Below are 23,833 nucleotides of genomic sequence, written 5' to 3' on the forward strand. Positions count from 1 at the left end.
GAGCGCAACCTTGCCAAGGTTGAGGTCGCGAGTTCGAGCCTCGTTTCCCGCTCCATATTCTTTCAAACAGACCACGTACTGTTTGAATACAAGCTACGGCGCGGTAGCAAAGCGGTTATGCACCGGATTGCAAATCCGTGTAGGTCGGTTCGACTCCGGCCCGCGCCTCCAAATTTGCTTATTAAGCAAGTAAAAACGCCCAACATATGTTGGGCGTTTTTACATTTCTCACTCAGACTTCACTCTACATTGCCTTGCGACTATCCATTCATTCACTGAACAGAATGATGTCGATCGCCCTCATGAGCATGGGCACATGCTGTTCCAAGGCCGGACATTTTCATAGGTAAGACATTGTGAATGTCGCGCTGCTGGATAAAGTGCCAGGTGTCACTGTCCCGTTACGGATATAATAGACCTTAAATGGAAAGTTCTGCGCGCCAGTAAGATTATTATTCAATATAATCTGGTTAGTATTGCCCCGGACGACAGAATCAGGGCCAAAGCCAATGACGGAATTAAGATACTGTAATTGTATGGCAACGCCTTTTGCAGTCGAACTCACATCAGGCGTCAAAGTATAGCCTGTCTGTGTTTTGTTGTTATTATCTGTAAAAGTAATTGCAACATTTGTTTGTGTTGGACAATTAATGTTAATTGAAAAAGAAGTTGCCCCCGCAGTACTATTAACTTGAGGGAGTGCTGATCGGGTGATTGGCATTAAGCTGATGGATGGTACATTACTCGTTGTGCATGTTATTGCGTTGGAGGTAAATGAATTCGCCTGAAGGGATCCTTCTGTTTGCCAGCCAAAATTGTAGACAACACTTTTCACAGCTTGATCAAGATTGACCGTACCACTACTTCCAGATGCGGCTATTTTATAGATTGCAATATAAAATTTTCCTGTAAAAGTAATGCCATTCATGGACATAAGTGAGCAAAGCATCTTGTTGCGTACATTGCCATCCTGAGTATTGCTTCCATCAACCCAGAATATTGTAGATGGGCAGTAAGTCGGTGAGGTAATTTGCATGCCAGCAGCAAAGCCAATTCCATTAATATTGCTACTATAGACACTACGCCCATTTATCGTTCCAACCAAATTTCCAGAGTTAATTTTTAATCCCATGCTTCCAGCGCCTTCTGTGGAATAATCACATGTAATTAAGGTTGATGTGGTTGAAGCAATATCGCCACCAATTTGAGAGTAAATCGGCATATCACGCTTAAATGTTATATTGGGGAGCGTGATGCTGTTGGATGATAGCGTTCCCTTGCAGCCGGCATGGCTTATTCCGGATATTATTGTAATGCAAATATAAAAAAGCACTGCTAATATTTTGTATTGTTTGGTATAAAATAGAATATTCATTTAATTTTTCCTTTGAGAAATAATTGAAATTAATATGCATAATATTCTATTTTTTATAGTTATTTATTCAAGTCAATTGCAGATATTCTCTTGCAAAGTATGCTGCTTTGAGTTTTCTGAAATGCTATAATTAAACTGGCACCTTCTCTTGTCCGCTAAGGTGATATGTAGTATGCCTTTCGCCTTTTTTACGCGCGCCAATAATTTTCCATTTTGACCAACATTGCCAACAGTATTGCCATTTTCATCCAGAACGTCCGTGCCAAATGGCAATACTTCGCCATTTGGCTGCTTTACTTTAAACAGAATTGGCAAGCCTTTAGATGTTTTGAAATTAACATAAACTACTGCACCACTACGTGGTACGGCTTGATTACTACTACCTTGTAGCTCAACGCCCTCACTCATTGTGCCGGTTTGTAATTGTACATCATTTAATTTGTATGGTGACAATGCGGGTAATAATGCATAACCACCACTATCAATCTTCACACCAACTGCAGGCATGACTTCTGCTCCCTCAGCATCTTTAGCCTCAACAATAGCAGCACTTTCCCCCATGCTCTGGCCAAAGAAAATGCCATGTGTAGTAGCAATTACAGATCCAGTCACGCCAAGCGAGGCTTGTTTACTGTTTTTATTAACACTAGAAGTTGCATTTATAGAAGCTTTGCTGCCTGAGTAAGTTACGTTTCCACCAATCGTGTTATCTTCAGTTGTGCTGTTAGCACTTCTATTTGCATTTATACTATAGCTCCATCTTTTATCATCACCACCATTCCCGGAAAGACTGATTTGCTGATTGTTGTTCCCTTCAGAATCATGCTGCAGAGTTGAGTTGAATGATTTACCTCCATCCATATTAATGGACAAGTTAAACATAACAGTGGCAACTTTGTTGTTATTGTTATCACGAGTCTGATTCAGACTCACTCCTATTGAGCCCCAACGCAGACTTTTTCTAAACCCTGCCTGATACTGTACATTTCGAATGTCAGAGTTCCAGTAGTTTTGTACGGATGCATTTAAATATACTGAACTGCTCTGATTGAAAGTTTGGTTAATATTTACTTCGGCACGGCTACGCAGCCGGGAAAATGCGGTAGCTGGGTCTCCTGAGCTTTTGACTGCTAAGTCCCGCGCATTAAGGCCGTCTCGCACGCTGAAATAGCCATTTGTGGAATATCGATAGGCTGCGAGAGTAACGTTAGTTCCCGTATTCAGGAAGAGTTTGTTAAAGCTGAAACGATATGACTGTCCCTTGAAAGGTGTATCGTTAATTTTTGTATTGGAATGAGTGGCATCTAAACCGACTGCTCCAAAGCGAGTATTGAATACTGTTCCGGCCTGAAAGGCAGTATATCCTTCGGAAAGAGTAAGTCCGGTGTTTCCCGTTAATAAATTACTCAAGCCTCGCTGATAAGTGAATTGCCCAAGCATGGGACTTGTGTTCAATAAATTACGTACCTTACCAACATTGAAGTTGAAGCGGTCTGAACCTTCTCGCATAGAGCGCGGAACTGCAGAAAATGGCACAGTAAATGTACTTTTTCTCCCATCGGCTTCAGTCACAGTCACATCTAGGTCACCGTTGTATGAGCCGGGGGGGATATCACTAATTTCGAAAGCCCCTGGTGCTACTGTCGTCTCAGAGATGACATAGCCATTTTGTTTGATTGTAACAACCGCATTACTATTGGCTATGCCGCGTACAACGGGTGCATAGCCAGTTTGCGATACCGGCTTCATACGGTCATCACTGACCAAACGAAGACCACGTAATGAAACTGAGTCAAACAAGTCACCATCGGTGAAACTATCACCTAGAACGAGTTGTGCCTGTAAAGAATCAATATCTTTTTGACATAGCTTTCTATTGGTACAACCGATCTGCCATTACTATTATCCCAACTAATTGATGTAGTATTTCTGAATTGCCATCCGCCTAAATTAACGCCAAATTTGGTGGATAGGTAGGCATTTTCCATGCTGCTATTGTTATTTTTGGAATAATAAGTGTTGCCATTGTAATCAAGAAGAAATGCAGGAATACCCGCTTCCCATTTTTCTGGTGGCGAGTAATCTCTGGGATAATATTTTACATTAATTTGCGGAACACTAATTCTCAGTGATAAATCGTTTGTATCAAATTCATAGAATGCGTTTGGTATGTATTTTGCAATGTCGATGCATTTGCTATCTTCCTCTGTAGAAGGCAGGCTTTCCTCTTTAATGCCAAATGAAATGAGCAAGCTGCGAGAGATGCAGGGCATTGAGTGATTGCTGTCGGTAGATTTCTTTACCTCAAGCTCATATCGCCCTTTGAGGGTATCATTGAAAATAATATCAATACTATACGTGCCATCCGGTATGACATTGCCTTCTTCGTATTTTGAGATGTCAAGCTCTTTCAAATTCCCCCATAACATACTTTTATCAAATAGAGCAACCTTGCTTTCCTCTCCAGCTATGGCGTTGTCGTAAGCCATACTCATGGCACACAAAACCAGTAGGCTGATTTTATTTCGTTTGAAGTAAGTGATGGTTGTCATAACGATATATGCTTGCTATAGTTGATTTTAAAATATTTTAATGCGGATTTAATGTAAAGCTATAATCACTTGTGCCACCGTAATCATTAATTGTGCTGAACTTAATTCCAGATTCTGTTGGGGTGTTGTCTGGTGCTAATGGTAATTGTATTTTTTGTTGTGGTGGAATCATTGAGTTTTGTGGCGTTAATTTTGTAATTCCAGTAAATTGTGCTGACTTTACTTTTACTTGACTAAGCGTAATAAAGTAAGGGCTATTATTTTGTGCTGAAAGTAGCCACTTACCATTGTTGTGTTCAATTTGCCAGGTGATTTTTTCTGGTGCTTTTTCTGGTTTTATGTCTAAATTGGCAGGTCTATAAAAAAGTTTTATTCTGGTTCGAAGTGATATTCTTAATTCGTTCGGATCTTGTGTATTTTTTGGTGCCTCAAGAACATTAATCCAGAATAGTGATTCTTTATCGCTTGGTAGCACCTGTTCCCCAGTGAAGCTCATTCTTATGTTTTGCGTTTTTTGTGCACCGATGACTGCAAGTGGTGGTGTAAGAATGAATGGTGCTTTGGAGTTGTCTGGTGTATCTTTAGGATTCCCTTCATCAACCCATGTTTGAATAAGTGATTTAGTAGTCGCTCCATTGCCTACGGTAAATGTGATTTCACGTTTTTCCGAAGGGTAAATGACTCGAGTGGCATTAATGTATACGTCAGCATAGGTTGTATTGAATGCAACCAGCCCGCTGATGATAAGAATTTTCTTTATATTATTTGTTAGCATGGATTTTCCCCGGAATAAAAAAGGAGATAACATCAGCATCTCCTTTCATGTTTTTAAACTGTATGTGGTAAATCTAGAGTTATTGGTATTGAATGGTGTAGTTGACTTTGGCTACAACCTTGCCAGGAGGCACTCCGACTGCTTCTGCGTAGTACTTCGCCTGGTATTTCAGAGTAGTTCCTGTCGCGGAAATGTCAAAGCTCGCTCCATTGCTTCCTATGCTTCCATCACCCTGACCAATAACAATTGGTGCGGGATTACCCATGTTGTATAGTGCAATGCTTAAAGTAGGTGTTGAAGTACCTTCTACAGTTGTCACCAGCCGGCCTGCCGCATTTACTTCTGGCCCTGTTTCAAACCATGCAGCCGCTTTTGTTGGAGCAGGGGTGCTAGAGCAATTCGACAGTTGAATATTGAATTGTGTGGTACCGGCGGTATCACCAGCTTCTTTTAATGCAGACTGTGTCACAGTTGGAAGCGTTACGGTTCCAATATTGGTACCACCTGCTGCAACAATGGTGCAGGTTACATTTGATATCGCGCCTTTGAAATTAAGCGAACCATCTGATGCATAGGCATTGGACGCAATTACAGCCATCGCAATTGTGCTGGCGAGAGCGATATATTTTTTCATCGTTCTTCCTTAACTCGGCAAAGTCAATCAACAAGTGTTTTGATTGCCATGCAAGTCTTAATTAAATTGTTACGGTAAGTTGTAAAATTTACTGGTATTGAATGGTGTAGTTAACTTTAGCCTTCACCGCTCCTGCAGGGATGCCTGTTTTTTCAGCATAATATCTGGCTTGATAGTTGAGCGTTGCATTGCCGCCGGTTATCGGGAACTTGGAACCGCTGCTGCCTATGCTGCCATCGCCTTGGCCGATGACGATGGGAGTTGCGCTGGTCGTGTTATAAATGGCGATACTCAGCGTGTCAGTTGCAGTGTCAGCAATGGTGGTTACCAAACGGCCAGCAGCATTCACTTCTGGACCGGTTTCAAACCATGCAGCGGCCTGTGTCGGGGCAGTAGTGCCTGTGCAGTCTGACAGTTTGATGCTGAATTGCGTGGCCCCTGCCGTATCGCCAGCGGCTTTCAATGCAGATTGGGTAACGGTAGGCAGAGTGACGGTGCCAGTTGTGCCACCACCTGCGGCTGCCAGCGTGCAGGTAACGTTTGAAATGGTACCGGTGAAATTGATTGTGCCGTCGGAGGCGAAGGCCTGAGTTGCGATGCTTCCCAAGGCGAGGGCAGTGGCGATAGTCAGAAGTTTTTTCATGATGAGTCCTAGTGAGTGTTTGTTGGTCAACAAGATTGTTCTTGTCTGGCCGTAACTATCGCTAACTCAACAATGACTGTAATTAAGACTAGTCTTTGAATTGTCTAAGAAAATTCCCAACATTTTTGGGTTGCAAATTACCTATCAAATCGATATGAATATTTGTTTTATTAACAACAATTCCTAACAACTAGTTATCTAAATGACATTTTTCGTTTTCGGTTTTGCGGCTGAACTATCTGATCGTCATTCAGTATCCGCACCGTGTGCGTGGATTCATTTGGCAATTTGTTGTCACAGTAGTGGCGCGGGGTAATAATTCACTTTTATTGAAGTAGCAGGGCAAATCATGTTGATTGGCGAATCGCGTGTTGAACGCTTGGTAGTGCATCGTGTGGGCAATCAGGCCCGTGGTGAGGGGCTGCAGCTGTCTGAGCGTGCGAGTGAGGTGGATGATGATGTTTCGTCGTTGATCCTTAGCGGGTATCTGCGTGGCGTGGTGTCTGACAAGAAGAAGCATCAGTTCTTCCATGAGTCTGACCTGAACCTGAATGAGATCTATCACTTCACACGGCAGTTTTTCCGTGGAGAGCTGGACTTCCTCACCGTCTCTCAGCGTATAGCCAAGCATCTGTATGCCCGTTCGCAGCATCCCAATATCAGTGCCGGTGATTTGTTTGTTATTCTGTTTTCCGGCTTATCGGATGGGGATCGCGAGCTGCGGGCACTGGGCGTATTCAAGTCGGAGGTGCGGGATGACTTCCTGTCGGTAGTGGAGGCCGGTGAGGTTTTTGATATCCGCCATGCTTCGGGCATCAATCCAAGGCTGATCGACAAGGGGGCGCTCATTCTGGAGAACGGGCCACTGGTGTATGCGGTGGATAGGGGGGGGCAGCAGGCCAAGTTCTGGCTGGATGATTTTCTCAAGGCCATGCGGGTGCCGGATGCCAATAGCAGTAGCCGTATGGTAGCCAGTGTGGTTGAGCAGTTATCGGAGGAGATTGCCGACCCACTTGAGCAGGCGCGTTTCAAGGATGAGTTTCTGGCGGTATGCGAAACTGAGGAAGAAATGTCTGCCGGTCAGGTCAGTTCGATTGCCGAAAAGTTTGTGGGCAAGGATCAAGTCAGCCAGGCATTTGATAATGCGGCGGAAACCTATGGTTTTGCACTGGATGATGATGCTCGCCTGCCTGCGCAAAGCATGGCCAAGCGACTGGAAAAGTCGCTATCCAAATATGGCATTGGTCATGGCATCAGCGTGCTGTTGCCAACGGGTATTACCCTGAAAAATATCCAATCAGTCAATGATGGAGAGGGTGAGCTCAGCTTGACCTTGAAGTTGCACAAGCGCGATTGAGTGTTGTTGTCATGATAAAAAAGCCCGTCGGTGATGACGGGCTTTTTACGTGGAGAGGCGAGGAAGGTTTTAGTCTTCCAGCACACTGGCCATGGCTTGTGCGACGTAGTCCACGTTGCGGCTGTTCAAGCCCGCCACACACATGCGGCCGGAGCGTACCAGATAGACTGCGAACTCATCACGCAGGCGATCCACTTGCGCTGGGCTTAGCCCGGTATAGCTGAACATGCCTTGCTGGGTGGTGAAATAGCGGAAATCGCGCGCAGGCAAGCGGGCACTCAGCACGTCGTGTAGCTTTTGGCGCATCGCCTTGATGCGTTGACGCATTTCGGCGACTTCTGCTTCCCATTCGGTAAACAAGGCGGGGTCATTCATCACGGCGGCCGTAATCTGGCCACCGTGGGTTGGTGGGCTGGAGTAGTTGCGGCGCACTGTCGCTTTCATTTGTCCCAGTACGCGTTCGGCTTCTTCCTTGCTTTGGCAGATGATGGATAGGCCACCGCAGCGCTCACCATAGAATGAAAGATTCTTGGAAAAGGAATTGCTGACAAAAAAACTGATTCCTGCTTCGCTCAGCGCACGGATGGCGTAGGCGTCTTCATCCAGCCCCTGGCCAAATCCTTGGTAGGCAATGTCTAGGAAAGGCAGCAAATTGCCGTCTTTCAGAACTGGAATCAGCGCATCCCACTGCGCAGTGCTCAGATCGACACCCGTCGGGTTGTGGCAGCAGGGGTGGAGCAGAACCACACTTTGCGCCGGCAACTGCTTGAGCGTGGCCAGCATGTCATCAAACAAGAGGCCGCCGCTGTCTGCATCATAATAAGGGTAGTCATGTACCTGGATACCCGCACCCTCAAAGATGGCGCGGTGGTTGTCCCAGCTGGGATTGCTGATCCAGGCTTCACTTTGCGGGAAATAGCGCTTGATAAAGTCCGCCCCGACTTTCAGCGCACCAGAGCCGCCTATGGTCTGAATGGTGGCAATGCGTTGTTGCTGCACTGCCGGGTGTTCTGCACCAAACAACAGTTTTTGTACTGCTGTGCGGTAGTTGGCGGCGCCTTCCATCGGCAGGTAAGGGCGCGGCGACGGTGCTGCTGCACGTGCTGCTTCCGCTTTCTGCACGGAGTGAAGTAGAGGGATGCGGCCTTCTTCGTCATAGTACAGGCCGATGCCGAGGTTTACTTTCTGGCTGCGGGTGTCGGCATGGAAGGTTTCCACCAGGGTCAGGATGGGGTCGCCGGGATAGGCTTCGACATGTTCGAACATGAGACGGCAATTCCTTGGTAGCGATCGTGATAAGTAGTAGGCAGCAGCTAGTCGAAAAGACAGGGCGGCAGCGATGCACAAGTCATGCATCTTCGCGCAAAGCAGCCAATAGCAGCAAGTTATGCACGGCTTGTGCCGTAGGATAGGGGAAATTGCGTGTGCAGAGGGTGACTCTGCGGCCGAGTGCTGGCATAATCCGCCACTCGGTGCGCCCATGGCGAAATTGGTAGACGCAAGGGACTTAAAATCCCTCGACTTCGGTTGTGCCGGTTCGACCCCGGCTGGGCGCACCAATACCATTACCCTGTTAAAGTCACTGGGCTGGCTGACCATTGGTCGATGCTGGCTTTTGCTGGCATGCGCTTGCAAGCTGCATTACCATATAGGACACAGCAGCGTCGTGAAGATGGCGACATGCTGGGCTAGCGACGGGTTGTACTCCGTCACCCCGTCTGGCAGGCTTGCCTGTCATTGAAAAGCATCACTGGATCTAGATAGAAGTTCATGAAGCCAAATACCGAAACGGCACTGGGTGCTGCTCTCAAGTCCGCAGTGCAGAGTCTGTCCAAGAAAAAACAGACTGAGATGATTGCGGAACATGTATACAGCAAGTTCGAAGTGTTCCGTCAATTTCGTCCGCTGGCTCTGGGCATTCACGAGAGCCTGATTGCCGCACTGCCGCAATTTGATGCAACCCTGATTTCGCGTGTGGTCGCTAATCATTGCCGCAAGCCTCGTTATGTGAAATCGCTGGCCCGTGGCGGCAAGCGTTTTGATCTTGCTGGCAAACCTAGTGGCGAAGTGAGTGCTGAAGAGAAAAAAGCGGCCCAACTGATGTCTGCGCCAAAACCTGCAGCAGAAGCAGCCGCCGTGGAAGCTGTACCGAACGAACAGGCCGCTGCAGAATAAGTCCTTGCAGCCCGGTTTCCTAACCCCTCCTTGCCTTGGCAACGAGGGGTTTTGCATTTATGTTGGCTGTTTTCATGGGGGGATGAGTTATGCGCTGGGTGATTGCACCGGACTCCTACAAAGGCTCGCTGGAAGCTGTCGGCGTGGCGCAAGCCATGCAGGAAGGTATTGCCAGGGTTGACCATCAGGCGGTGTGTATCTTGCGCCCCATGGCCGATGGAGGAGAAGGCACGCTGGATGCATTGCATGCGGCAGTTGGGGGAGTGTGGCTGTGTTATCCGGTTTGCAATGCCATGGGGCAGAGCATTGACGTTGGGTGTCTTTTGTTACCGGACGGTACGGCGGTGCTTGAGGTTGCTCGCATCATCGGCTTGCCGGATGCCGGTAACTCTGATGTTAAAGATCGCAGCAGCCGGGGCGTGGGCCAATTATTACTGGCTTTGGTGCGTGCCGGGCATCGCCGCATTGCTGTTGCGCTGGGAGGATCCAGCACCAATGATGCTGGTGCCGGTTGCCTTGCTGCCATGGGGCTGCGATTAATGAATGCGGACGGCGTGGCGTTGCACGGTTGCTTGCAGGATCTGGCGTCTGTGCATGCACTGAATGCAGAGGGGCTGGTCAGTTGTATGGATGGAGTAAGCCTGGAGGTCTGGTCTGATGTCGAGAACCCGTTGATTGGCCCACAAGGTGCAACGGCGGTTTTTGGCCCGCAGAAAGGGATATCTGCAAGGGATATTCAGGAGGTGGATGGCTGGATTGCAGACTTTGCTGGTTTGCTTGATGCTGGATTAATGCAACCTTTACGGAATTTGCCTGGATCCGGTGCGGCTGGCGGGCTGGGGTATGCCATGCAAGTGCTGGGTGGGCGCATGGTCTCTGGGGCTCAGGCAGTGGCACGACATATTGGGCTGGCTGATGAAATCGCTAGTGCGGACTGGGTTCTCACAGGCGAAGGCCGCAGTGACAGCCAGACCTTGTCCGGTAAGGCTCCCGCTTGTGTTGCGGGCCTGGCCCGGCAGGCTGCCGTACCGGTAAGCCTGCTATCTGGCGCCATTATTGCGGATCATGCTGGAGCACTGACCAGTGCATTTGATGGCTGCTATTCGCTGTGCAACAGGCCGATGACGCTGGGTGAGGCCATGCGCGAAGCGCCGGACCGTATCGCTCAGTTGGCGGAGCAACTGGCACGAACCATATTGGCTGTGCGGTCGCAAAGACGCTGATATCTATCTGAAAGTGCAGATAGATATTACCAAATTTGTATGAATATGCCATGTAAATGGCACCGGGCGCAGTTTGTGTGGCAGTGTTGGCGTGGGTAATACCTGTCAGATCCTGGCTTCCCTCTCGAGTTCGGTTAGCTGATATCGTTTGTTGATGGACGTGGTAAGGTGCCGCCGCAATGTTTGCAGAACCGTGCATCACGGTCATGCCCTTCGGTGAAGCAATGCGGACAAAGGCGGGTAGCGGATTGGTCTTCGGCTAGTGTTGTTGTGGTATGGCGGGCTATTTCTGCCGTCACGATGCCGGTAGGTACGGCAATGATGCCGTAACCGGTAATCATGACCATGCTGGCCAGTGCCTGGCCCAGTGGTGTTTTGGGCGTAATGTCACCAAAGCCTACGGTAGTCAGGGTGACAATTGCCCAGTAGATGCCGATGGGAATGCTGGTGAAGCCGTTGGCTTCACCCTCTATCACGTACATCAGCGTCCCCAGGATAATGACCAGTACGAGGACTGTTACCAGAAACACCAGAATCTTGCGGCGACTGGCCAGCATGGCGCGTTTCAGTTCACGTGCTTCACCCATGTAGCGAGTGAGCTTGAGGATGCGGAACATCCGTAATAGCCGCAAAACACGAATATCAGCAAGAAACCTGCTCTCGGGGATGAATAAGCCCAGGTAGAGTGGCAGGATGGAGAGCAAATCCACCATGCCGAAAAAGCTGCGCGCATAACGTAGCGGCTTGTGAATGCAGATCAGCCGCAATAAGTACTCGGCCGTGAACAGAATGGTGAACAGCCAGTCGAGTATCTTGAGTTGTACTCCCCAACTTTGACGAATGCTGGCAACGCTTTCCAGTGCCACCGTCATCAGAGACAGCAGGATGGTTGCGATCAGGGCAAGGTCAAATAGGCGGCCGGAACGGGTGTCTGCTTCGAAAATGACGATGTAGAGCTTGCGGCGCCAGCCGCTCAGGGGTGTCAATGTTTCCTGGGTTGGCATGATAGGTGGCGTACCCGTTGGTTTATTGGATAGAAGCAAACACTATTAGCGTTTTTCCGGTGCTCATATATTATATGTGTTATTAAATCTTGCATTTATGTTGCTCGGGAGAATAAGACGATGCGTATCGCCAATACCGTAACTGACCTGATCGGCAATACCCCTCTGGTCAAACTGAACCGTGTTACCGATGGTTGCGTTGCCACCGTGGTGGCCAAGCTGGAGTTTTTCAACCCAGCGCACAGTGTGAAGGATCGCATCGCTGTCGCAATGATCGATGCTGCCGAGAAAGCTGGCAAGATCGGGCCGCACACCACGATTGTAGAACCCACATCGGGCAATACCGGTATTGGCTTGGCCATGGTGTGTGCTGCCCGTGGCTACAAGCTGGTGATTACCATGCCTGAAACCATGAGTCGCGAGCGCAGGCAATTGCTCAAGGCCTATGGGGCCGAACTCATCCTTACACCAGGCCCGGATGGTATGGGTGGTGCCATTGCCAAGGCGCGTCAACTGGTGGATGAAAACCCGGATAGCTGGTTTATGCCGCAGCAGTTTGAGAATCCGGCCAATCCAGAAGTGCATCGTAATACCACGGCAGAAGAAATCTGGCGTGATACCGATGGCCAGGTTGATATCTTCGTGGCTGGTGTGGGTACTGGTGGCACCGTGACTGGTGTGGGCGAGGTATTAAAGGCGCGCAAGCCTGGCGTACAGATTGTAGCGGTAGAGCCTGACTCCTCCCCGGTGCTGTCTGGCGGGCCCAAAGGGCCGCATCCGATCCAGGGGATTGGTGCCGGCTTCATCCCTTCTATCCTCAACACTGCGGTATACGACGAGGTTATCCGGGTAAAGAATGATGATGCATTTAATACGGCACGTGCGGTAGCAACCCAAGAGGGTGTGCTGGTGGGTATTTCTTCTGGTGCGGCGGTATGGTCGGCCATTGAGCTGGCAAAGCGTCCAGAAAATGCAGGCAAGCTGATTGTGGTCGTGATTCCATCTTTTGGTGAGCGCTATCTGTCCACGCCTCTGTTTGAGCATCTGGCCTGATTCGACAGCCAGCCCTGATATGCCATTGAAACCGACCGTGCAAACCATGCCGGTCGGTTTTCTTGTGCCCGCGCATTAACTTGTCCGAACTGTTTGACCGGGCTTTTTGTCCAATATCGCCCCATATCCGCTACACTACCGCCATGATTTCCATCCCCCAAGCCCTTCGTTTGCTGATTGTGATGCCAGTCTTGCTAAGTGGCTGCAGTCTGTTGCAACAAGCACCGGCACCACAAAGCGGCATGCGTCCGGCACACCCGCCTGTTACGCCTTCTGTATCGGAAAGCAAGGTAGAGCAGTTGCTGAAGGAGGCTAATCGATTGGCTGGCAAGGTCAAGACGGGTGAGCTTAATCGGGTTGCTGCTGCAGATCAGCTCAATACCTATCGCTTGCGGCTGATCGGTGCCAATCTGGTCGATGACAATAACTTTGCCATGTATCGCTACTTGGCTGTCGAGCGCGATGCAGGTCGGCTCAGTCAGGAAGAGTCCCAGGCCAGGATGGAAATGCGTTTGCGGGAGTGGTTACGGCGCTGGCCCAAGATGCAGCCCAAGCCACCACAACCGGTTTTTACCAATTTTCTGTTGAAACTCTATGGATTGCCCGCTCTGGGCTGATGACACAATGAGCAAGAAAAAACAATCCAGCGGCTGCCCCTGTGGCTTGTCCGCCCCCTTTCAGCAATGCTGTGGTCGCTATATTGATGGTGGTGCGCTTGCTCCGACGGCAGAAAGCCTGATGCGTTCCCGATATGCAGCCTACACCATGAATAATGGTGAATACCTGCTGGCAAGCTGGCACCAATCGACTCGCCCGGCCGAACTTGACCTGTCGCGGGAAGAACGATTTGTAAAATGGCTGTCGCTGGATGTGTTGAGTACCCAGGCTGGTGGTGAGCACGACGATGCCGGCGTGGTGGAGTTTGTTGCGCGTTACAAGGTAAATGGCCGCGCCCAACGTTTGCACGAAATCAGCCGATTCCGTAAGGAAGAGGGGCACTGGTTCTATGTCGATGGTGATGCCGAAGAAGGCTGATACAAGATTTGATACGGTTGGCACCTCGGCAGCAATGAAGTGTGTCGCCGTCAAGGACACTGAAAACCCCATGCAACGGCATGGGGTTTTTATCTTTGCAGTGGGTGTGTCGGAAGCGATGGTATTTCCCGGTGGCTGTCCTATGGTGATAGGGCAGCCATTTTTACACTCCTCTCCCGCAACTGGATATGCGCCGTCCAACATTGTTGAATGGTATTTTATTGTTTCAAGTCAATTGCTTGGCGGAGATGCCTTTGGTTCTGTGCAGGTCGGGTCTAGCGTTAAAGTGACACGAAAGGAGATGGCGATGGGACTGGCTCTGAAAGGCTTGCTAGGCGAGCTGGAAAGCTGCCGCAGCAAAGGTATGTCAACCGATGAGGTAACGCGGGTCGAGGTGGTACGGACACTGGAGATTCCACTGGATTTGCATGCCTGTCGTGAGTTACGTGTTTTGGCACATGTCTTCAGCGGAGATCAGGCTGAACTGGCCGCTGTAGTGTTGCGTGCTGCGCTCATGGATATGCAAGAGCATCTGGATGATGATCTGGATCTGCTTGCAGCAAGCGCCAGGCGTTTGATGGATGATCCATGCCAGCAGGCGAGTGAGGCCATTTAGGATAACAACGGGGCAGCCGGGGAAGAGGGAGCGACAGGGTCAGCATGGCTGGCCCTGTTTTTTTGTCGGTTGGGTGCCAGCTTGGCCATTAGTTAGTGTGATAATTATTTTGAATGTTTATTTTAAAAATATAGTTATATGTCATTTTTTGTAGGTAAAAAAAGGGACGTTACGGCAAGGGGGAACCGCGACGCCCCAAGAGAAACTGTTCGATTGGTAGATTGACAGATAAAAATGTCTTTAACCTACAGTTCATCCTAGAACAGTCACGCAAATTTGCGAGCCGGATTTAAATGCCATATGAATTAAAAAGGACAGCGGTGGCTGTCCTTGTCGTAAATGCCTGCCATGCACGGCAATGGCTCAAATCAGGGTCGCGGCAGGGTAACGCCGATCTGGCCCATGTATTTGCCGGCGCGGTCGGCATAGGACACATCACATACTTCGTCTGATTCGAAGAACAATACCTGCGCGACCCCTTCGTTGGCATAGATTTTGGCCGGCAGCGGTGTGGTATTGGAGAATTCCAACGTGACATAGCCTTCCCATTCGGGCTCAAAAGGCGTCACGTTGACGATGATGCCGCAGCGTGCATAGGTAGATTTGCCCAAGCAGACGGTGAGGACAGAGCGCGGGATACGGAAGTATTCCACCGTGCGGGCCAGCGCAAAGCTGTTGGGCGGAATGATGCAGTAGCCCTTGCCGGAGACTTCGACAAAAGAGTCCGGGTCAAAATTCTTGGGGTCGACAATGGTGCTGTTGATGTTGGTGAACACCTTGAATTCGTCGGCACAGCGGATATCGTAACCATAGCTGGAGGTGCCGAAGGAGATCACCTTCTCGCCATTGATGTTTTTGATCTGGTTATGTTCAAACGGCTCGATCATGTTGTGATCTTGCGCCATACGGCGGATCCACTTGTCGGATTTGATGCTCATGGTCGGGGGTCCGTCAGGAAAATTTGAGATGAGCCAGATTCTAAACGGTATGCAGCAGCAGGGCCACCGTTGCTGCGGGATTCACGCTGCGCTTGCGGAGGAGGACCACGCCGGATTGATATTGCTCAAGACTTCTTTGGATGTTGCGCAGGTAGACCTTACCGTTAGTAGGGAGTATTGCGTACAATAATGCTAATTATTCGCGTTATTGGTGTCGAGCATGATGTCTCTGGACAAGCTCCCTGCGGGGTGCAAAGGAGTGGTGGCTAGTCTTGATCTGTCCGATGAGGCCTTCCGCCGGGTGGCGGCATTTGGCCTGATCCCGGGCAGCAAATTCAATCTGTCCCGTCGTGCGCCGTTTGGAGGCCCACTGGTGTTGGAAGTAGGCAGCACCCGCTTTATGCTGCGTCGCAGCTTGGCAAAATTTATTCAAGTGCGGGTGGCCGGATGAAGCGATTTGCCCTGATCGGCTTGCCCAATACCGGTAAATCCACTGTCTTTAACCGCCTGACCGGCATGTCACAGCGTGTAGGAAACTGGCCCGGCCTGACGGTAGATCTCACCAGTGCCCGCTTGTTGTTGGGCGGCAATATGGTGGAGTTGGTGGACTTGCCCGGTGTGAATGACTTGACCGGTTATACCGATGATGAGGCCGTGGTGAGGGATGTGCTGATGAGCACGGCCTTTGATGCGGTGGTGCTGGTGCTTAATGCGGCCCAACTGGACCGTCAGCTTCCATTGGCACTGCAGGTGCTGGCCAGTGGCTTGCCCGCCGTGCTGGTTCTGAATATGGCGGACGAAGCGCGTTTGCTGGGCGTGCAACTGGATGTAGAAGCCCTTCAGCAGCGGTTGGGCATTCCCGTGGTATTGGTGTCGGCCAAGCGTATGGAAGGGTGGCCGCAATTGATGGATGTGCTGAATCGCCAAGCTGCCGCCACCAAGACACCTGGGCATGCTGCGCTGGACCAGGTACCGGAAACGCGTGAGGCCATTGAAATGGCGCGTACCCGCTTGTTGGGGGCGTGGTCCTTGCCGCCAGTACTGCCACGGGGCATGACCGAGAAAGTGGATGCCTGGCTGATGCATCCCTGGCTGGGTTTGCCGCTGTTTTTTGCCTTCATGGCCCTGCTGTTTAATCTGACATACCAGATTGGCACGCCATTACAGGATGTGGTGGGTGCTGGCCTGGACTGGTTTAAGGCGGCGGCACTTGGGCCGTGGACCAGTGCGCTGCCGGCCATCGTGCAAAGCCTGCTGCTGGATGGTATCTGGCAAGGCGTTTCCACCGTGGTGACGTTTGCCCCCATTTTGTTTGTATTCTTCATCCTGATGGCCATGGTTGAGGATAGTGGCTATCTGGCTCGGGCTGCTTATCTGACAGATGCCTTCATGGCGCGACTGGGGCTGGATGGCCGTGGTTTTGTCATGCAACTGATGGGCTTTGGCTGCAATGTGCCGGCCATTCTTGGAACGCGGGTGATGCGTGAGCGCAAGCAAAGGCTGCTCACCATGCTGATCATTCCGTTCTCGCTGTGTTCGGCTCGTCTGCAGGTTGTCGTGTTTTTTGCCGGCATCCTGTTTCGGCCTCAGCAAGCACCCTGGGTATTACTGCTGCTGTATCTGCTGAGTTTTGCCGTGGCTATCTTTACCGCATGGGTGTTCAAGCACCGGTATCAGGGCAATGAAGCCTTCCTGCTAGAGGTTCCACCCTATCGCCTGCCCGGAGTGCGCCATATGCTGATCCGTGCCGTTGGTGAGGTGCGTGCTTTTCTGGAGCTGGCATCCAGCTTCATTCTCATGGGGGTGGTACTTGTCTGGCTGGTGTCCCATATTCCGGCCGGAGATAACAAGACACTGGCCGATATGCTGGGTAGCCTGATGGCACCGGTACTCGACCCTATCGGTATCAAGCACGAGCTGGCAGTGGCCCTGCTGGTCGGCTTTGTGGCCAAGGAAATCCTGCTGGGTGGTCTGGCAGTGATTTACGGTGTCCCGGAAGCCGGGTTGGGTACAGCCTTGCTGCATCATCTGGACTGGGCTTCGGCCATGAGTTTCCTGATTTTCACGCTGGTGTATGTACCCTGTCTGTCTACCGTTGCGGCCATTCGCCGTGAGTCGAAAAGCCGCGCCTTTACCGCGCTTTCGGTGGGCTGGTCGGTATTACTGGCCTGGATTATTGCCTTTATCTTCTATCAGGGCCTGCATTTGTTGCGCTGAAACCGGCTGAAATCCGGCAGAGACTGCAGTTGCATTGTGGTCGTTTGTCTGTGGTGCTTGATATGGCGCAGAACCCCGGCCAATGCTGCGCGGCACACTGTCGATTTTGACTGTCGGGGAAGAAAACATGCGGGTAGACCTGTCTGTATCCTGGCTTGGTCTGACCATGGCCAATCCTCTGTATAACGCTTCCGGCGTGATGTGCCGCACTGTTGCCGAACTGGAGCAGGTGCGCCACTCTGCTGCTGGCGCTGTCATCAGCAAAAGCTGCACCTTGCAAGCAAGAGAGGGCAATCCAGAGCCGCGCTACTATGCCACGGCCCTGGGCAGTATCAACTCCATGGGCCTGCCCAATGCGGGCTACGCCTACTATCGCGACTATGCCAGCCGCTATCCTTACAACCAGGGCAAGCCCTTGTTCCTGTCCATTTCCGGGATGACGCTGGAAGACAATCTGAGCATGTTGGCTGACTTGGCTGCTAGTAACTTGTCCTGCATCCCAGAGGTAAACCTGTCCTGTCCTAATCTGCCGGGCAAGCCGCAGTTGGGCTACGACACGGATGCCTGTGCGATCACTCTGGCTGAGATCAGCCGTATTTACCCGAAAGCATTTGGTGTCAAGCTGCCCCCGTATTTTGACCCAGTTCATTTTGCCCAGATGGCAGAGTTGCTGAATGCGTTTACCGGTGTGCGCTTTGTCACCTGCATCAACTCCATCGGCAATGGCCTGGTTATCGATGCGGAGACAGAAAGCGTGGTCATCAAGCCCAAGGATGGTCTGGGCGGGCTGGGTGGCAGTTATGTACTGCCGACGGCATTGGCGAATGTGCGCGAGTTTTCCCGCTTGTTGATTGGCAAGCATGTGGTGGGTTGCGGTGGCATCAATAGTGGGCGTGAAGCTTTCATGCACATTCTTGCCGGTGCAACTGCTGTGCAGATTGGTAGCTGTCTGTATGAAGAAGGAGAGGGCGCATTTGCGCGCATTCTGGGTGAGTTGGACGATCTGATGCAGCGCAAGGGCTATACCTGCCTGGATGATTTTCGTGGCAAGTTGAAAACGCTGTAAATGTGTAGCCACCAATAACAAGGGCCCCTCTGGGGCCCTTGTTACGCACAGACGGAATCAGTCAAAACGCCAGCAAGCCATGGATAGCGAGCCCATGCGCCAGTCGTCGTGCAGTTTCACCGGGGTTGCAGCATCGGATGCGGCCCCCATCACCACCAGCAGCGGGTTGAAATGTTCGTCTGTCGGGTGATTTTCGCGCGCCAGCGGGGCTAGTTGCTTCCAGCGCAGGATATCCTGCTGACGGTTTTCCTGTAGGGCTAAGTCCATCCAGTTGGCAAAGTCGGCTGCCCATGGCGGCGGTGCACTGCCATCCGGGCTGAGTTGCCACAGATTATGTGTGTAGCTGCCCGAACCGATGATTAGCACATTATCGTCTCGCAGTGCCCTGAGCGCGCGTCCCATCTGGAAAAAGGTATCTGCACTGGCCCCATGTGGTAGTGACACCATGACGAGTGGGATATCTGCTGCAGGGTACATCAACATCAGCGGTGTCCACATGCCATGGTCCAGGCTACGCTGATCGGTGGTTCCTACGCGCAAGCCCGACTCACGCAGTTTGTCTACGACATCAGCAGCCAGTTTGAGATCAGTGCTGGCGGGGTAGCGCAGCGTGTACAGAATGGAGGGGAAACCGCCAAAGTCGTACATGGTTTCTGGCTTTGCCGCCAGGTTGACCATGGGCATGGTGCTTTCCCAGTGTGCAGATACCACGATGATGGCACGTGGACGCGGCATGGTTTGGCCCAGCTGGGTCAGGAAGTGGCGGGTCGGGCTGTCTTCAATCGGGAGTGTGGGGGCGCCGTGAGAGATGAATAGCGCTGCTTGTCGGTTGCTCATGTTCGTTCTGCCTGCAATGATTGCCATGTGAACAGCTTAATCAGAATTCCATGTTAAAAAAACGGCTATTTCTTCATCATTTTGTTTACTAATAAGAAATAGTAGTGATCGGCATGGCATCAGTGCAAATCAGACCGGATGGCTGGCAATTCCATGCATGGAGGAAGGGGCACCTCCCTGTGTCGATGACTGCAACAGTAATCCCCATCCGCTGCAGGCGATGCAGATACCGAGCAGAATGCGCAGATGCTGCCATTTGCGTACGCGAGGTGGGGTGATGGGTTGAGTGGCTTGCATGCTTGACTCCTTTCGAGGAGATAATTGTTCTTTCATTTTAATGAGAATTATTCGCAAGTAAAATTTATCTTTTCAAATTATCAATTGAAAAAATAAATCAAAAGAGCCTTGTTTGCTAGCATGCCGCTATCCGGGCTGGCTTGGCTGGCATTGCCGCCACCTGATTGCTGCCTTTATTGGTGTTCAGCAGAAGGCTAGGCAAAAAAGAAGCCGTACAGCCATGAGGCTGTGCGGCTTCTGATGACTGCCAGCAGAGATCAGCTTAGATCATAGCGGTCGGCGTTCATCACCTTGGTCCAGGCGGCAGCAAAGTCCTGGATAAACTTTTGCTGGTTATCGTCCTGGGCATAGACCTCGGCATAGGCGCGCAGGATGGAGTTGGAACCGAATACCAGATCAACGCGGCTTGCTGTCCATTTCACCGCACCGGTGCTACGTTCGCATATCTCGTACAGATTGCGCCCAGCCGGCTTCCAGGCGTATGCCATGTCGGTGAGGTTGACGAAGAAGTCAGTAGTCAGCTGGCCAGGACGGTCGGTAAACACACCCAGCTTGCTACCACCATGGTTGCTGCCCACGACTCGCATGCCACCGATCAGGGCTGTCATTTCACTGGCAGTCAGGCGCATCAGCTGGGCGCGATCCAGCAGCAACTCTTCGGCACTAACAGTAAAGTCCTGCTTGAGCCAGTTACGGAAGCCATCGGCCAGCGGTTCCAGCACGGCAAAGGACTCGGCATCGGTTTGCTCCGCCGTAGCATCGCCGCGACCCGGTGCAAAGGGCAGTACCAATGTATGTCCTGCAGCCTTGGCCGCTTGTTCGATACCGACATTACCACCCAATACGATGGCATCAGCCACGCTGATGGAAAATTCGGCGGCGATTTTCTCAAGCACGGCCAGTACTTTGGCTAGTCGGGCTGGTTCGTTGCCTACCCAGTCCTTTTGCGGTGCCAGGCGGATGCGGGCGCCGTTGGCACCACCACGCTTGTCCGAACCACGGAAGGTCCGTGCACTATCCCAGGCGGTGCTGACCAGTTCGGCAATGCTCAGACCACTGGCCGCGATCTTGGCCTTGACTGCATCTACATCGTAGTCAGTACGACCTGCCGGTACCGGGTCTTGCCAGATCAGCTCTTCCTGCGGGATGTCTGGGCCGATGTAGCGGGTTTTCGGTCCGATGTCGCGGTGGGTCAGCTTGAACCAGGCTCGGGCAAATACGTCGGAGAAGTGGGCCGGATCGCGATGGAAGCGTTCGAGGATCTCGCGATATACCGGGTCCACTTTCATGGCCATGTCGGCATCGGTCATGATCGGCATGCAACGAATGCTCGGGTCTTCCACGTCTACCGGCTTGTCTTCTTCCTTGATGTCGATCGGAATCCATTGCCATGCGCCAGCCGGGCTCTTGGTCAGCGTCCACTCATGGCCCATCAGCATGTCGAAGTAGCCGTTGTCCCACTGGGTGGGGTGGGTGGTCCAGGCGCCTTCGATGCCGCTGGTAACGGTATTGCGACCAATGCCACGGCTGGTGTGATTCATCCAGCCCAGGCCTTGTTCTTCCAGCGGAGCTCCTTCAGGTGCCGGGCCGAGTTTGGCTGCGTCACCGTTGCCATGGGTCTTGCCCACGGTATGGCCACCAGCGGTCAGGGCAACCGTTTCTTCGTCATTCATTGCCATGCGGGCAAAGGTTTCGCGGATGTCGTGTGCGGTTTTTTGCGGGTCCGGCTGGCCGTCCACCCCTTCCGGGTTGACGTAAATCAGGCCCATCATTACCGCTGCCAGCGGGTTTTCCAGTGTGCGGACACCAGAATAACGGCTGCCTTCGCTGCCGCTGGGGGCTAGCCACTGTTTTTCCGAACCCCAGTAAATGTCTTTTTCCGGATGCCAGATGTCCTCGCGGCCAAAAGAAAAGCCAAAGGTCTTCAGACCCATCGATTCGTAAGCCATGTTGCCAGCCAGAATCATCAGGTCTGCCCAGCTAAGTTTGTTGCCGTATTTTTTCTTGATGGGCCACAACAGGCGTCGCGCCTTGTCCAGGTTGCCATTGTCAGGCCAGGAGTTCAGCGGAGCAAAACGCTGGTTGCCGGTACCCGCGCCGCCACGACCGTCGGCAATACGATAGCTGCCGGCTGCGTGCCAGGCCATGCGAATCATCAACCCGCCATAATGTCCCCAGTCAGCAGGCCACCAGGGCTGGCTGTCGGTCATCAGGGTTTTGAGGTCAGTCTTAAGAGCCTCAACATCCAGTTTTTTCACTTCTTCACGGTAGTCAAAGTCCGCCCCCATTGGATTGGTCTTGCTGTCGTGCTGATGCAGGATGTCCAGATTAAGCGCATTAGGCCACCAGTCGGTGTTGGACATGCTTGTTTGTGTCATGCCACCGTGCATTACCGGACATTTGCCTGTAGAACCTGCATGTGAATTCGCCATCTTTTGCTCCTGTTTCGTATGCTGTGAGTTGTTCTGGGGCTCTGGTCCCCCAGAGCTAATCCATGTATTGCTGGTACTTGTTCCTGCCTGTTACCGTTACTGCAGGGCCGAAAAAGCCGCCAGCATGTCGAGCAACACTTCCTGCCACGTCTGTTGGTTATGCATGACGCTCTCCCTGTGTACTGGATTGCTAACTTTATTTGTACTGGAAGACCTGTTCTTTTTTACTGGGATAATTCCCTATTATTGATAGGAAAAATCTCAATGTACGGAAACCGGCATATCACCATCCACACGTCTTGAATGCAGCATGGCGACTTCTGGTCTGTTGCCATTATGGTTTTTCGCAATAGATTTGTTAAATTGATTGTTGTAAAGTGATTGTTAGGTTTGTGCTATCGAAAAAAAAGAGCCCGTAGGCTCTTGCTGTATTGCACGGCGGATGGCGTGTCAGTCCCAGGGAACATCCCGGGCTTCCTCAGATGCATGCGTGCCCTTGTTGTTGTTGCCAGCGGTATCCACAGATGAAGATACGCCTGCAACAGGTGGGTTGGCTTGGCTATCTTCCAGCCCGCCAAGTGCTTCGATCAGCGCATCCACCAGCTCACCCAACTCCTCGCTCATCAGCGTGAATGTGGCTTCAAACAGACTTTCGCGATCATCCCCGGCCTGGCTGGCTTCTTCCTGCAGTACATCCAGAAACTGGATGCGTTTGAGTTGCAGTGTGTCAGTCAGCATGAAGCGAATTTTCTCTTGCCAGATCAGGCCGATGCGCGTTACCTGCTTGCCGGTGGCAATGTGCTGGCGAATTTCGTCTGCTGTCAGGTCCATGCGGGTGCAGCGGATGACCGCACCGTTTTCGCTACCATCCTTCAGTTCGCAATCGGCATCCAGCTCAAAACCAAAAGGGGCTTCGCCGGCGGCCAGCCAGTCGGTCATGGCGGTATGGGGGGCCAGTTTGGTGCGTGGCAGGGCGGCAGGGAAGGGGGGAAGCGCTTCGCGTAGCTTGGATACCAGCGCCTCGGCCTTGCTGGCGGTGCCGGAGTCCACCATCATCCAGCCACGGCGGCAGTCCAGATAGGCTGTGGTGCGGTGGGTGCGGACAAAGGCGCGTGGCAACAGGTCATCGGTGATCTGCTCCTTGAGTGCGAGCTTCTCTTTCCGACCAACCTTGCGCACTTCCTTTTCTTCTATTTCCTGAACCTTGATATCGACAAAATCACGGATAACACCAGCGGGCAGTACCTTGTCCTCGCGTTTAAGGGAAAGCAGCTGGCAGTCTCGTACATGGAATACCGGGCTATCCAGATGCGCAGCTGGCGCTACCCAGCCTTCACTGAACCAGTCCAGGCCACCACAGTGCTGGAAGGGGCTTTTTTCCAGGGCATGGGAAAGCTTGCCGGTTTCGTGCAGGGATTCGCCGTTCAGGCGATAAAAAGATAGTTGCTTAAACCACATAAATGTTCCATAATGCGCGTCCTCTGATGTCGCTGATTGTAACCCGGAAACGGACCAAAAAGCTGATAGCAGAATGCAGAAAGTAAGGAAGCGGAGTGTAGCTTAGCCTGGTAGAGCGCTACGTTCGGGACGTAGAGGCCGGAGGT

At 51.5% G+C, this 23,833-nt stretch carries 23 protein-coding genes and 2 tRNA genes; 12 read left to right on the top strand and 13 right to left on the bottom strand.

Going from position 1 to position 23,833, the window contains the following annotated elements:
* Positions 1-97 precede the first annotated feature (97 nt).
* Positions 98-171, top strand: a tRNA-Cys gene (locus ACODR9_RS23125).
* A gap of 169 nt (positions 172-340) precedes the next feature.
* On the opposite strand, the gene ACODR9_RS23130 is transcribed toward ACODR9_RS23125, so the two are convergent.
* The 6 genes from ACODR9_RS23130 to ACODR9_RS23155 form a co-directional block, all read right to left on the bottom strand.
* On the bottom strand, positions 341-1,375 hold the full coding sequence (locus ACODR9_RS23130) for a fimbrial protein (protein ID WP_488812815.1): 1,035 nt from the start codon (positions 1,373-1,375) through the stop codon (positions 341-343).
* Between the two features lie 72 nt (positions 1,376-1,447).
* Positions 1,448-3,265, bottom strand: a complete 1,818-nt coding sequence (locus ACODR9_RS23135) for a fimbria/pilus outer membrane usher protein (protein ID WP_488812858.1) — start codon at positions 3,263-3,265, stop codon at positions 1,448-1,450.
* A complete protein-coding gene (locus ACODR9_RS23140; protein ID WP_488812817.1) occupies positions 3,199-3,927 on the bottom strand; it encodes a FimD/PapC N-terminal domain-containing protein in 729 nt (242 codons plus the stop codon). The genes ACODR9_RS23135 and ACODR9_RS23140 overlap by 67 nt, the downstream gene beginning before the upstream one ends.
* 37 nt (positions 3,928-3,964) lie before the next feature.
* Positions 3,965-4,735, bottom strand: a complete 771-nt coding sequence (locus ACODR9_RS23145; RefSeq protein ID WP_488812819.1) for a fimbrial biogenesis chaperone — start codon at positions 4,733-4,735, stop codon at positions 3,965-3,967.
* A 46-nt stretch (positions 4,736-4,781) separates the two neighbouring features.
* On the bottom strand, positions 4,782-5,336 hold the full coding sequence (locus ACODR9_RS23150) for a fimbrial protein (RefSeq protein ID WP_488812821.1): 555 nt from the start codon (positions 5,334-5,336) through the stop codon (positions 4,782-4,784).
* Between the two features lie 88 nt (positions 5,337-5,424).
* A complete protein-coding gene (locus tag ACODR9_RS23155) occupies positions 5,425-5,979 on the bottom strand; it encodes a fimbrial protein (RefSeq protein WP_488812823.1) in 555 nt (184 codons plus the stop codon).
* A gap of 349 nt (positions 5,980-6,328) precedes the next feature.
* Between ACODR9_RS23155 and ACODR9_RS23160 the strand changes: the two genes are divergently transcribed.
* Complete coding sequence (locus ACODR9_RS23160) at positions 6,329-7,336, top strand: nucleoid-associated protein (RefSeq protein ID WP_488812825.1); 1,008 nt, start codon at positions 6,329-6,331, stop codon at positions 7,334-7,336.
* A gap of 69 nt (positions 7,337-7,405) precedes the next feature.
* Here ACODR9_RS23160 and ACODR9_RS23165 read toward each other — a convergent pair whose 3' ends face one another.
* A complete protein-coding gene (locus ACODR9_RS23165; RefSeq protein ID WP_488812827.1) occupies positions 7,406-8,602 on the bottom strand; it encodes an amino acid aminotransferase in 1,197 nt (398 codons plus the stop codon).
* Between the two features lie 208 nt (positions 8,603-8,810).
* Between ACODR9_RS23165 and ACODR9_RS23170 the strand changes: the two genes are divergently transcribed.
* The 3 genes from ACODR9_RS23170 (at position 8,811) to ACODR9_RS23180 (ending at position 10,734) form a co-directional block, all read left to right on the top strand.
* Positions 8,811-8,895, top strand: a tRNA-Leu gene (locus tag ACODR9_RS23170).
* A gap of 211 nt (positions 8,896-9,106) precedes the next feature.
* On the top strand, positions 9,107-9,511 hold the full coding sequence (locus ACODR9_RS23175) for a ProQ/FINO family protein (RefSeq protein ID WP_488812829.1): 405 nt from the start codon (positions 9,107-9,109) through the stop codon (positions 9,509-9,511).
* An 89-nt stretch (positions 9,512-9,600) separates the two neighbouring features.
* Positions 9,601-10,734 carry a glycerate kinase gene (locus ACODR9_RS23180; RefSeq protein WP_488812831.1) on the top strand — a complete coding sequence of 378 codons (1,134 nt, stop codon included), beginning with the start codon at positions 9,601-9,603 and terminating at the stop codon, positions 10,732-10,734.
* Positions 10,735-10,868: 134 nt separating this feature from the next.
* Here the strand turns inward: ACODR9_RS23180 and ACODR9_RS23185 are convergent, their stop codons facing one another.
* Positions 10,869-11,720, bottom strand: a complete 852-nt coding sequence (locus ACODR9_RS23185; protein WP_488812833.1) for an ion transporter — start codon at positions 11,718-11,720, stop codon at positions 10,869-10,871.
* 138 nt (positions 11,721-11,858) lie between these two features.
* Between ACODR9_RS23185 and cysK the strand changes: the two genes are divergently transcribed.
* The 4 genes from cysK (at position 11,859) to ACODR9_RS23205 (ending at position 14,442) form a co-directional block, all read left to right on the top strand.
* Complete coding sequence (gene cysK / locus ACODR9_RS23190) at positions 11,859-12,791, top strand: cysteine synthase A (protein WP_488812835.1); 933 nt, start codon at positions 11,859-11,861, stop codon at positions 12,789-12,791.
* A 182-nt stretch (positions 12,792-12,973) separates the two neighbouring features.
* Positions 12,974-13,408, top strand: coding sequence for a hypothetical protein (locus ACODR9_RS23195; RefSeq protein WP_488812836.1), 435 nt, complete (start codon positions 12,974-12,976; stop codon positions 13,406-13,408).
* Between the two features lie 7 nt (positions 13,409-13,415).
* Positions 13,416-13,826 carry a YchJ family protein gene (locus ACODR9_RS23200; protein ID WP_488812838.1) on the top strand — a complete coding sequence of 137 codons (411 nt, stop codon included), beginning with the start codon at positions 13,416-13,418 and terminating at the stop codon, positions 13,824-13,826.
* A complete protein-coding gene (locus tag ACODR9_RS23205) occupies positions 13,798-14,442 on the top strand; it encodes a hypothetical protein (RefSeq protein ID WP_488812840.1) in 645 nt (214 codons plus the stop codon). The genes ACODR9_RS23200 and ACODR9_RS23205 overlap by 29 nt, the downstream gene beginning before the upstream one ends.
* A 368-nt stretch (positions 14,443-14,810) precedes the next feature.
* On the opposite strand, the gene dcd is transcribed toward ACODR9_RS23205, so the two are convergent.
* Positions 14,811-15,380 (bottom strand): dCTP deaminase, encoded by a 570-nt coding sequence (gene dcd / locus ACODR9_RS23210; RefSeq protein WP_488812842.1) that lies wholly within the window; start codon positions 15,378-15,380, stop codon positions 14,811-14,813.
* Positions 15,381-15,600: 220 nt separating this feature from the next.
* On the opposite strand from dcd, the gene ACODR9_RS23215 reads away from it, so the two are divergent.
* The 3 genes from ACODR9_RS23215 (at position 15,601) to ACODR9_RS23225 (ending at position 18,663) form a co-directional block, all read left to right on the top strand.
* The gene (locus tag ACODR9_RS23215; RefSeq protein WP_488812844.1) at positions 15,601-15,831 is read left to right on the top strand and encodes a FeoA family protein; all 231 of its coding nucleotides are present in this window, start codon (positions 15,601-15,603) and stop codon (positions 15,829-15,831) included.
* Positions 15,828-17,597, top strand: coding sequence for a ferrous iron transport protein B (feoB, locus tag ACODR9_RS23220; RefSeq protein WP_488812846.1), 1,770 nt, complete (start codon positions 15,828-15,830; stop codon positions 17,595-17,597). Before ACODR9_RS23215 ends, feoB begins: the two co-directional genes overlap by 4 nt.
* Positions 17,598-17,724: 127 nt before the next feature.
* Entirely contained in the window at positions 17,725-18,663 is a 939-nt protein-coding gene (locus ACODR9_RS23225; RefSeq protein ID WP_488812848.1) for a dihydroorotate oxidase, read from the top strand.
* Between the two features lie 57 nt (positions 18,664-18,720).
* Here the strand turns inward: ACODR9_RS23225 and ACODR9_RS23230 are convergent, their stop codons facing one another.
* The 4 genes from ACODR9_RS23230 to ACODR9_RS23245 all read right to left on the bottom strand — a co-directional run bounded on the left by ACODR9_RS23230 (position 18,721) and on the right by ACODR9_RS23245 (position 23,687).
* Complete coding sequence (locus tag ACODR9_RS23230) at positions 18,721-19,500, bottom strand: DODA-type extradiol aromatic ring-opening family dioxygenase (RefSeq protein ID WP_488812850.1); 780 nt, start codon at positions 19,498-19,500, stop codon at positions 18,721-18,723.
* Positions 19,501-19,629: 129 nt separating this feature from the next.
* On the bottom strand, positions 19,630-19,797 hold the full coding sequence (locus ACODR9_RS23235) for a hypothetical protein (protein WP_488812852.1): 168 nt from the start codon (positions 19,795-19,797) through the stop codon (positions 19,630-19,632).
* A gap of 257 nt (positions 19,798-20,054) precedes the next feature.
* The gene (gene katG, locus ACODR9_RS23240; RefSeq protein WP_488812854.1) at positions 20,055-22,229 is read right to left on the bottom strand and encodes a catalase/peroxidase HPI; all 2,175 of its coding nucleotides are present in this window, start codon (positions 22,227-22,229) and stop codon (positions 20,055-20,057) included.
* 450 nt (positions 22,230-22,679) lie between these two features.
* Complete coding sequence (locus tag ACODR9_RS23245; protein WP_488812856.1) at positions 22,680-23,687, bottom strand: recombination-associated protein RdgC; 1,008 nt, start codon at positions 23,685-23,687, stop codon at positions 22,680-22,682.
* Between the last annotated feature and the right edge of the window lie 146 nt (positions 23,688-23,833).

This window comes from Aquitalea sp. FG25 (assembly GCF_057809375.1).

Coding starts and splice junctions, on each gene's coding strand:
- ACODR9_RS23130 (WP_488812815.1), bottom strand. CDS start 1,375: ATGAATATTCTATTTTATACCAAACAATACAAAATATTAGCAGTGCTT.
- cysK (WP_488812835.1), top strand. CDS start 11,859: ATGCGTATCGCCAATACCGTAACTGACCTGATCGGCAATACCCCTCTG.
- ACODR9_RS23215 (WP_488812844.1), top strand. CDS start 15,601: ATGATGTCTCTGGACAAGCTCCCTGCGGGGTGCAAAGGAGTGGTGGCT.
- ACODR9_RS23195 (WP_488812836.1), top strand. CDS start 12,974: ATGCCAGTCTTGCTAAGTGGCTGCAGTCTGTTGCAACAAGCACCGGCA.
- ACODR9_RS23140 (WP_488812817.1), bottom strand. CDS start 3,927: ATGACAACCATCACTTACTTCAAACGAAATAAAATCAGCCTACTGGTT.
- ACODR9_RS23230 (WP_488812850.1), bottom strand. CDS start 19,500: ATGAGCAACCGACAAGCAGCGCTATTCATCTCTCACGGCGCCCCCACA.
- ACODR9_RS23225 (WP_488812848.1), top strand. CDS start 17,725: ATGCGGGTAGACCTGTCTGTATCCTGGCTTGGTCTGACCATGGCCAAT.
- ACODR9_RS23155 (WP_488812823.1), bottom strand. CDS start 5,979: ATGAAAAAACTTCTGACTATCGCCACTGCCCTCGCCTTGGGAAGCATC.
- ACODR9_RS23175 (WP_488812829.1), top strand. CDS start 9,107: ATGAAGCCAAATACCGAAACGGCACTGGGTGCTGCTCTCAAGTCCGCA.
- ACODR9_RS23200 (WP_488812838.1), top strand. CDS start 13,416: ATGAGCAAGAAAAAACAATCCAGCGGCTGCCCCTGTGGCTTGTCCGCC.
- katG (WP_488812854.1), bottom strand. CDS start 22,229: ATGGCGAATTCACATGCAGGTTCTACAGGCAAATGTCCGGTAATGCAC.
- ACODR9_RS23145 (WP_488812819.1), bottom strand. CDS start 4,735: ATGTTATCTCCTTTTTTATTCCGGGGAAAATCCATGCTAACAAATAAT.
- feoB (WP_488812846.1), top strand. CDS start 15,828: ATGAAGCGATTTGCCCTGATCGGCTTGCCCAATACCGGTAAATCCACT.
- ACODR9_RS23150 (WP_488812821.1), bottom strand. CDS start 5,336: ATGAAAAAATATATCGCTCTCGCCAGCACAATTGCGATGGCTGTAATT.
- dcd (WP_488812842.1), bottom strand. CDS start 15,380: ATGAGCATCAAATCCGACAAGTGGATCCGCCGTATGGCGCAAGATCAC.
- ACODR9_RS23235 (WP_488812852.1), bottom strand. CDS start 19,797: ATGCAAGCCACTCAACCCATCACCCCACCTCGCGTACGCAAATGGCAG.
- ACODR9_RS23245 (WP_488812856.1), bottom strand. CDS start 23,687: ATGTGGTTTAAGCAACTATCTTTTTATCGCCTGAACGGCGAATCCCTG.
- ACODR9_RS23180 (WP_488812831.1), top strand. CDS start 9,601: ATGCGCTGGGTGATTGCACCGGACTCCTACAAAGGCTCGCTGGAAGCT.
- ACODR9_RS23205 (WP_488812840.1), top strand. CDS start 13,798: ATGTCGATGGTGATGCCGAAGAAGGCTGATACAAGATTTGATACGGTT.
- ACODR9_RS23160 (WP_488812825.1), top strand. CDS start 6,329: ATGTTGATTGGCGAATCGCGTGTTGAACGCTTGGTAGTGCATCGTGTG.
- ACODR9_RS23165 (WP_488812827.1), bottom strand. CDS start 8,602: ATGTTCGAACATGTCGAAGCCTATCCCGGCGACCCCATCCTGACCCTG.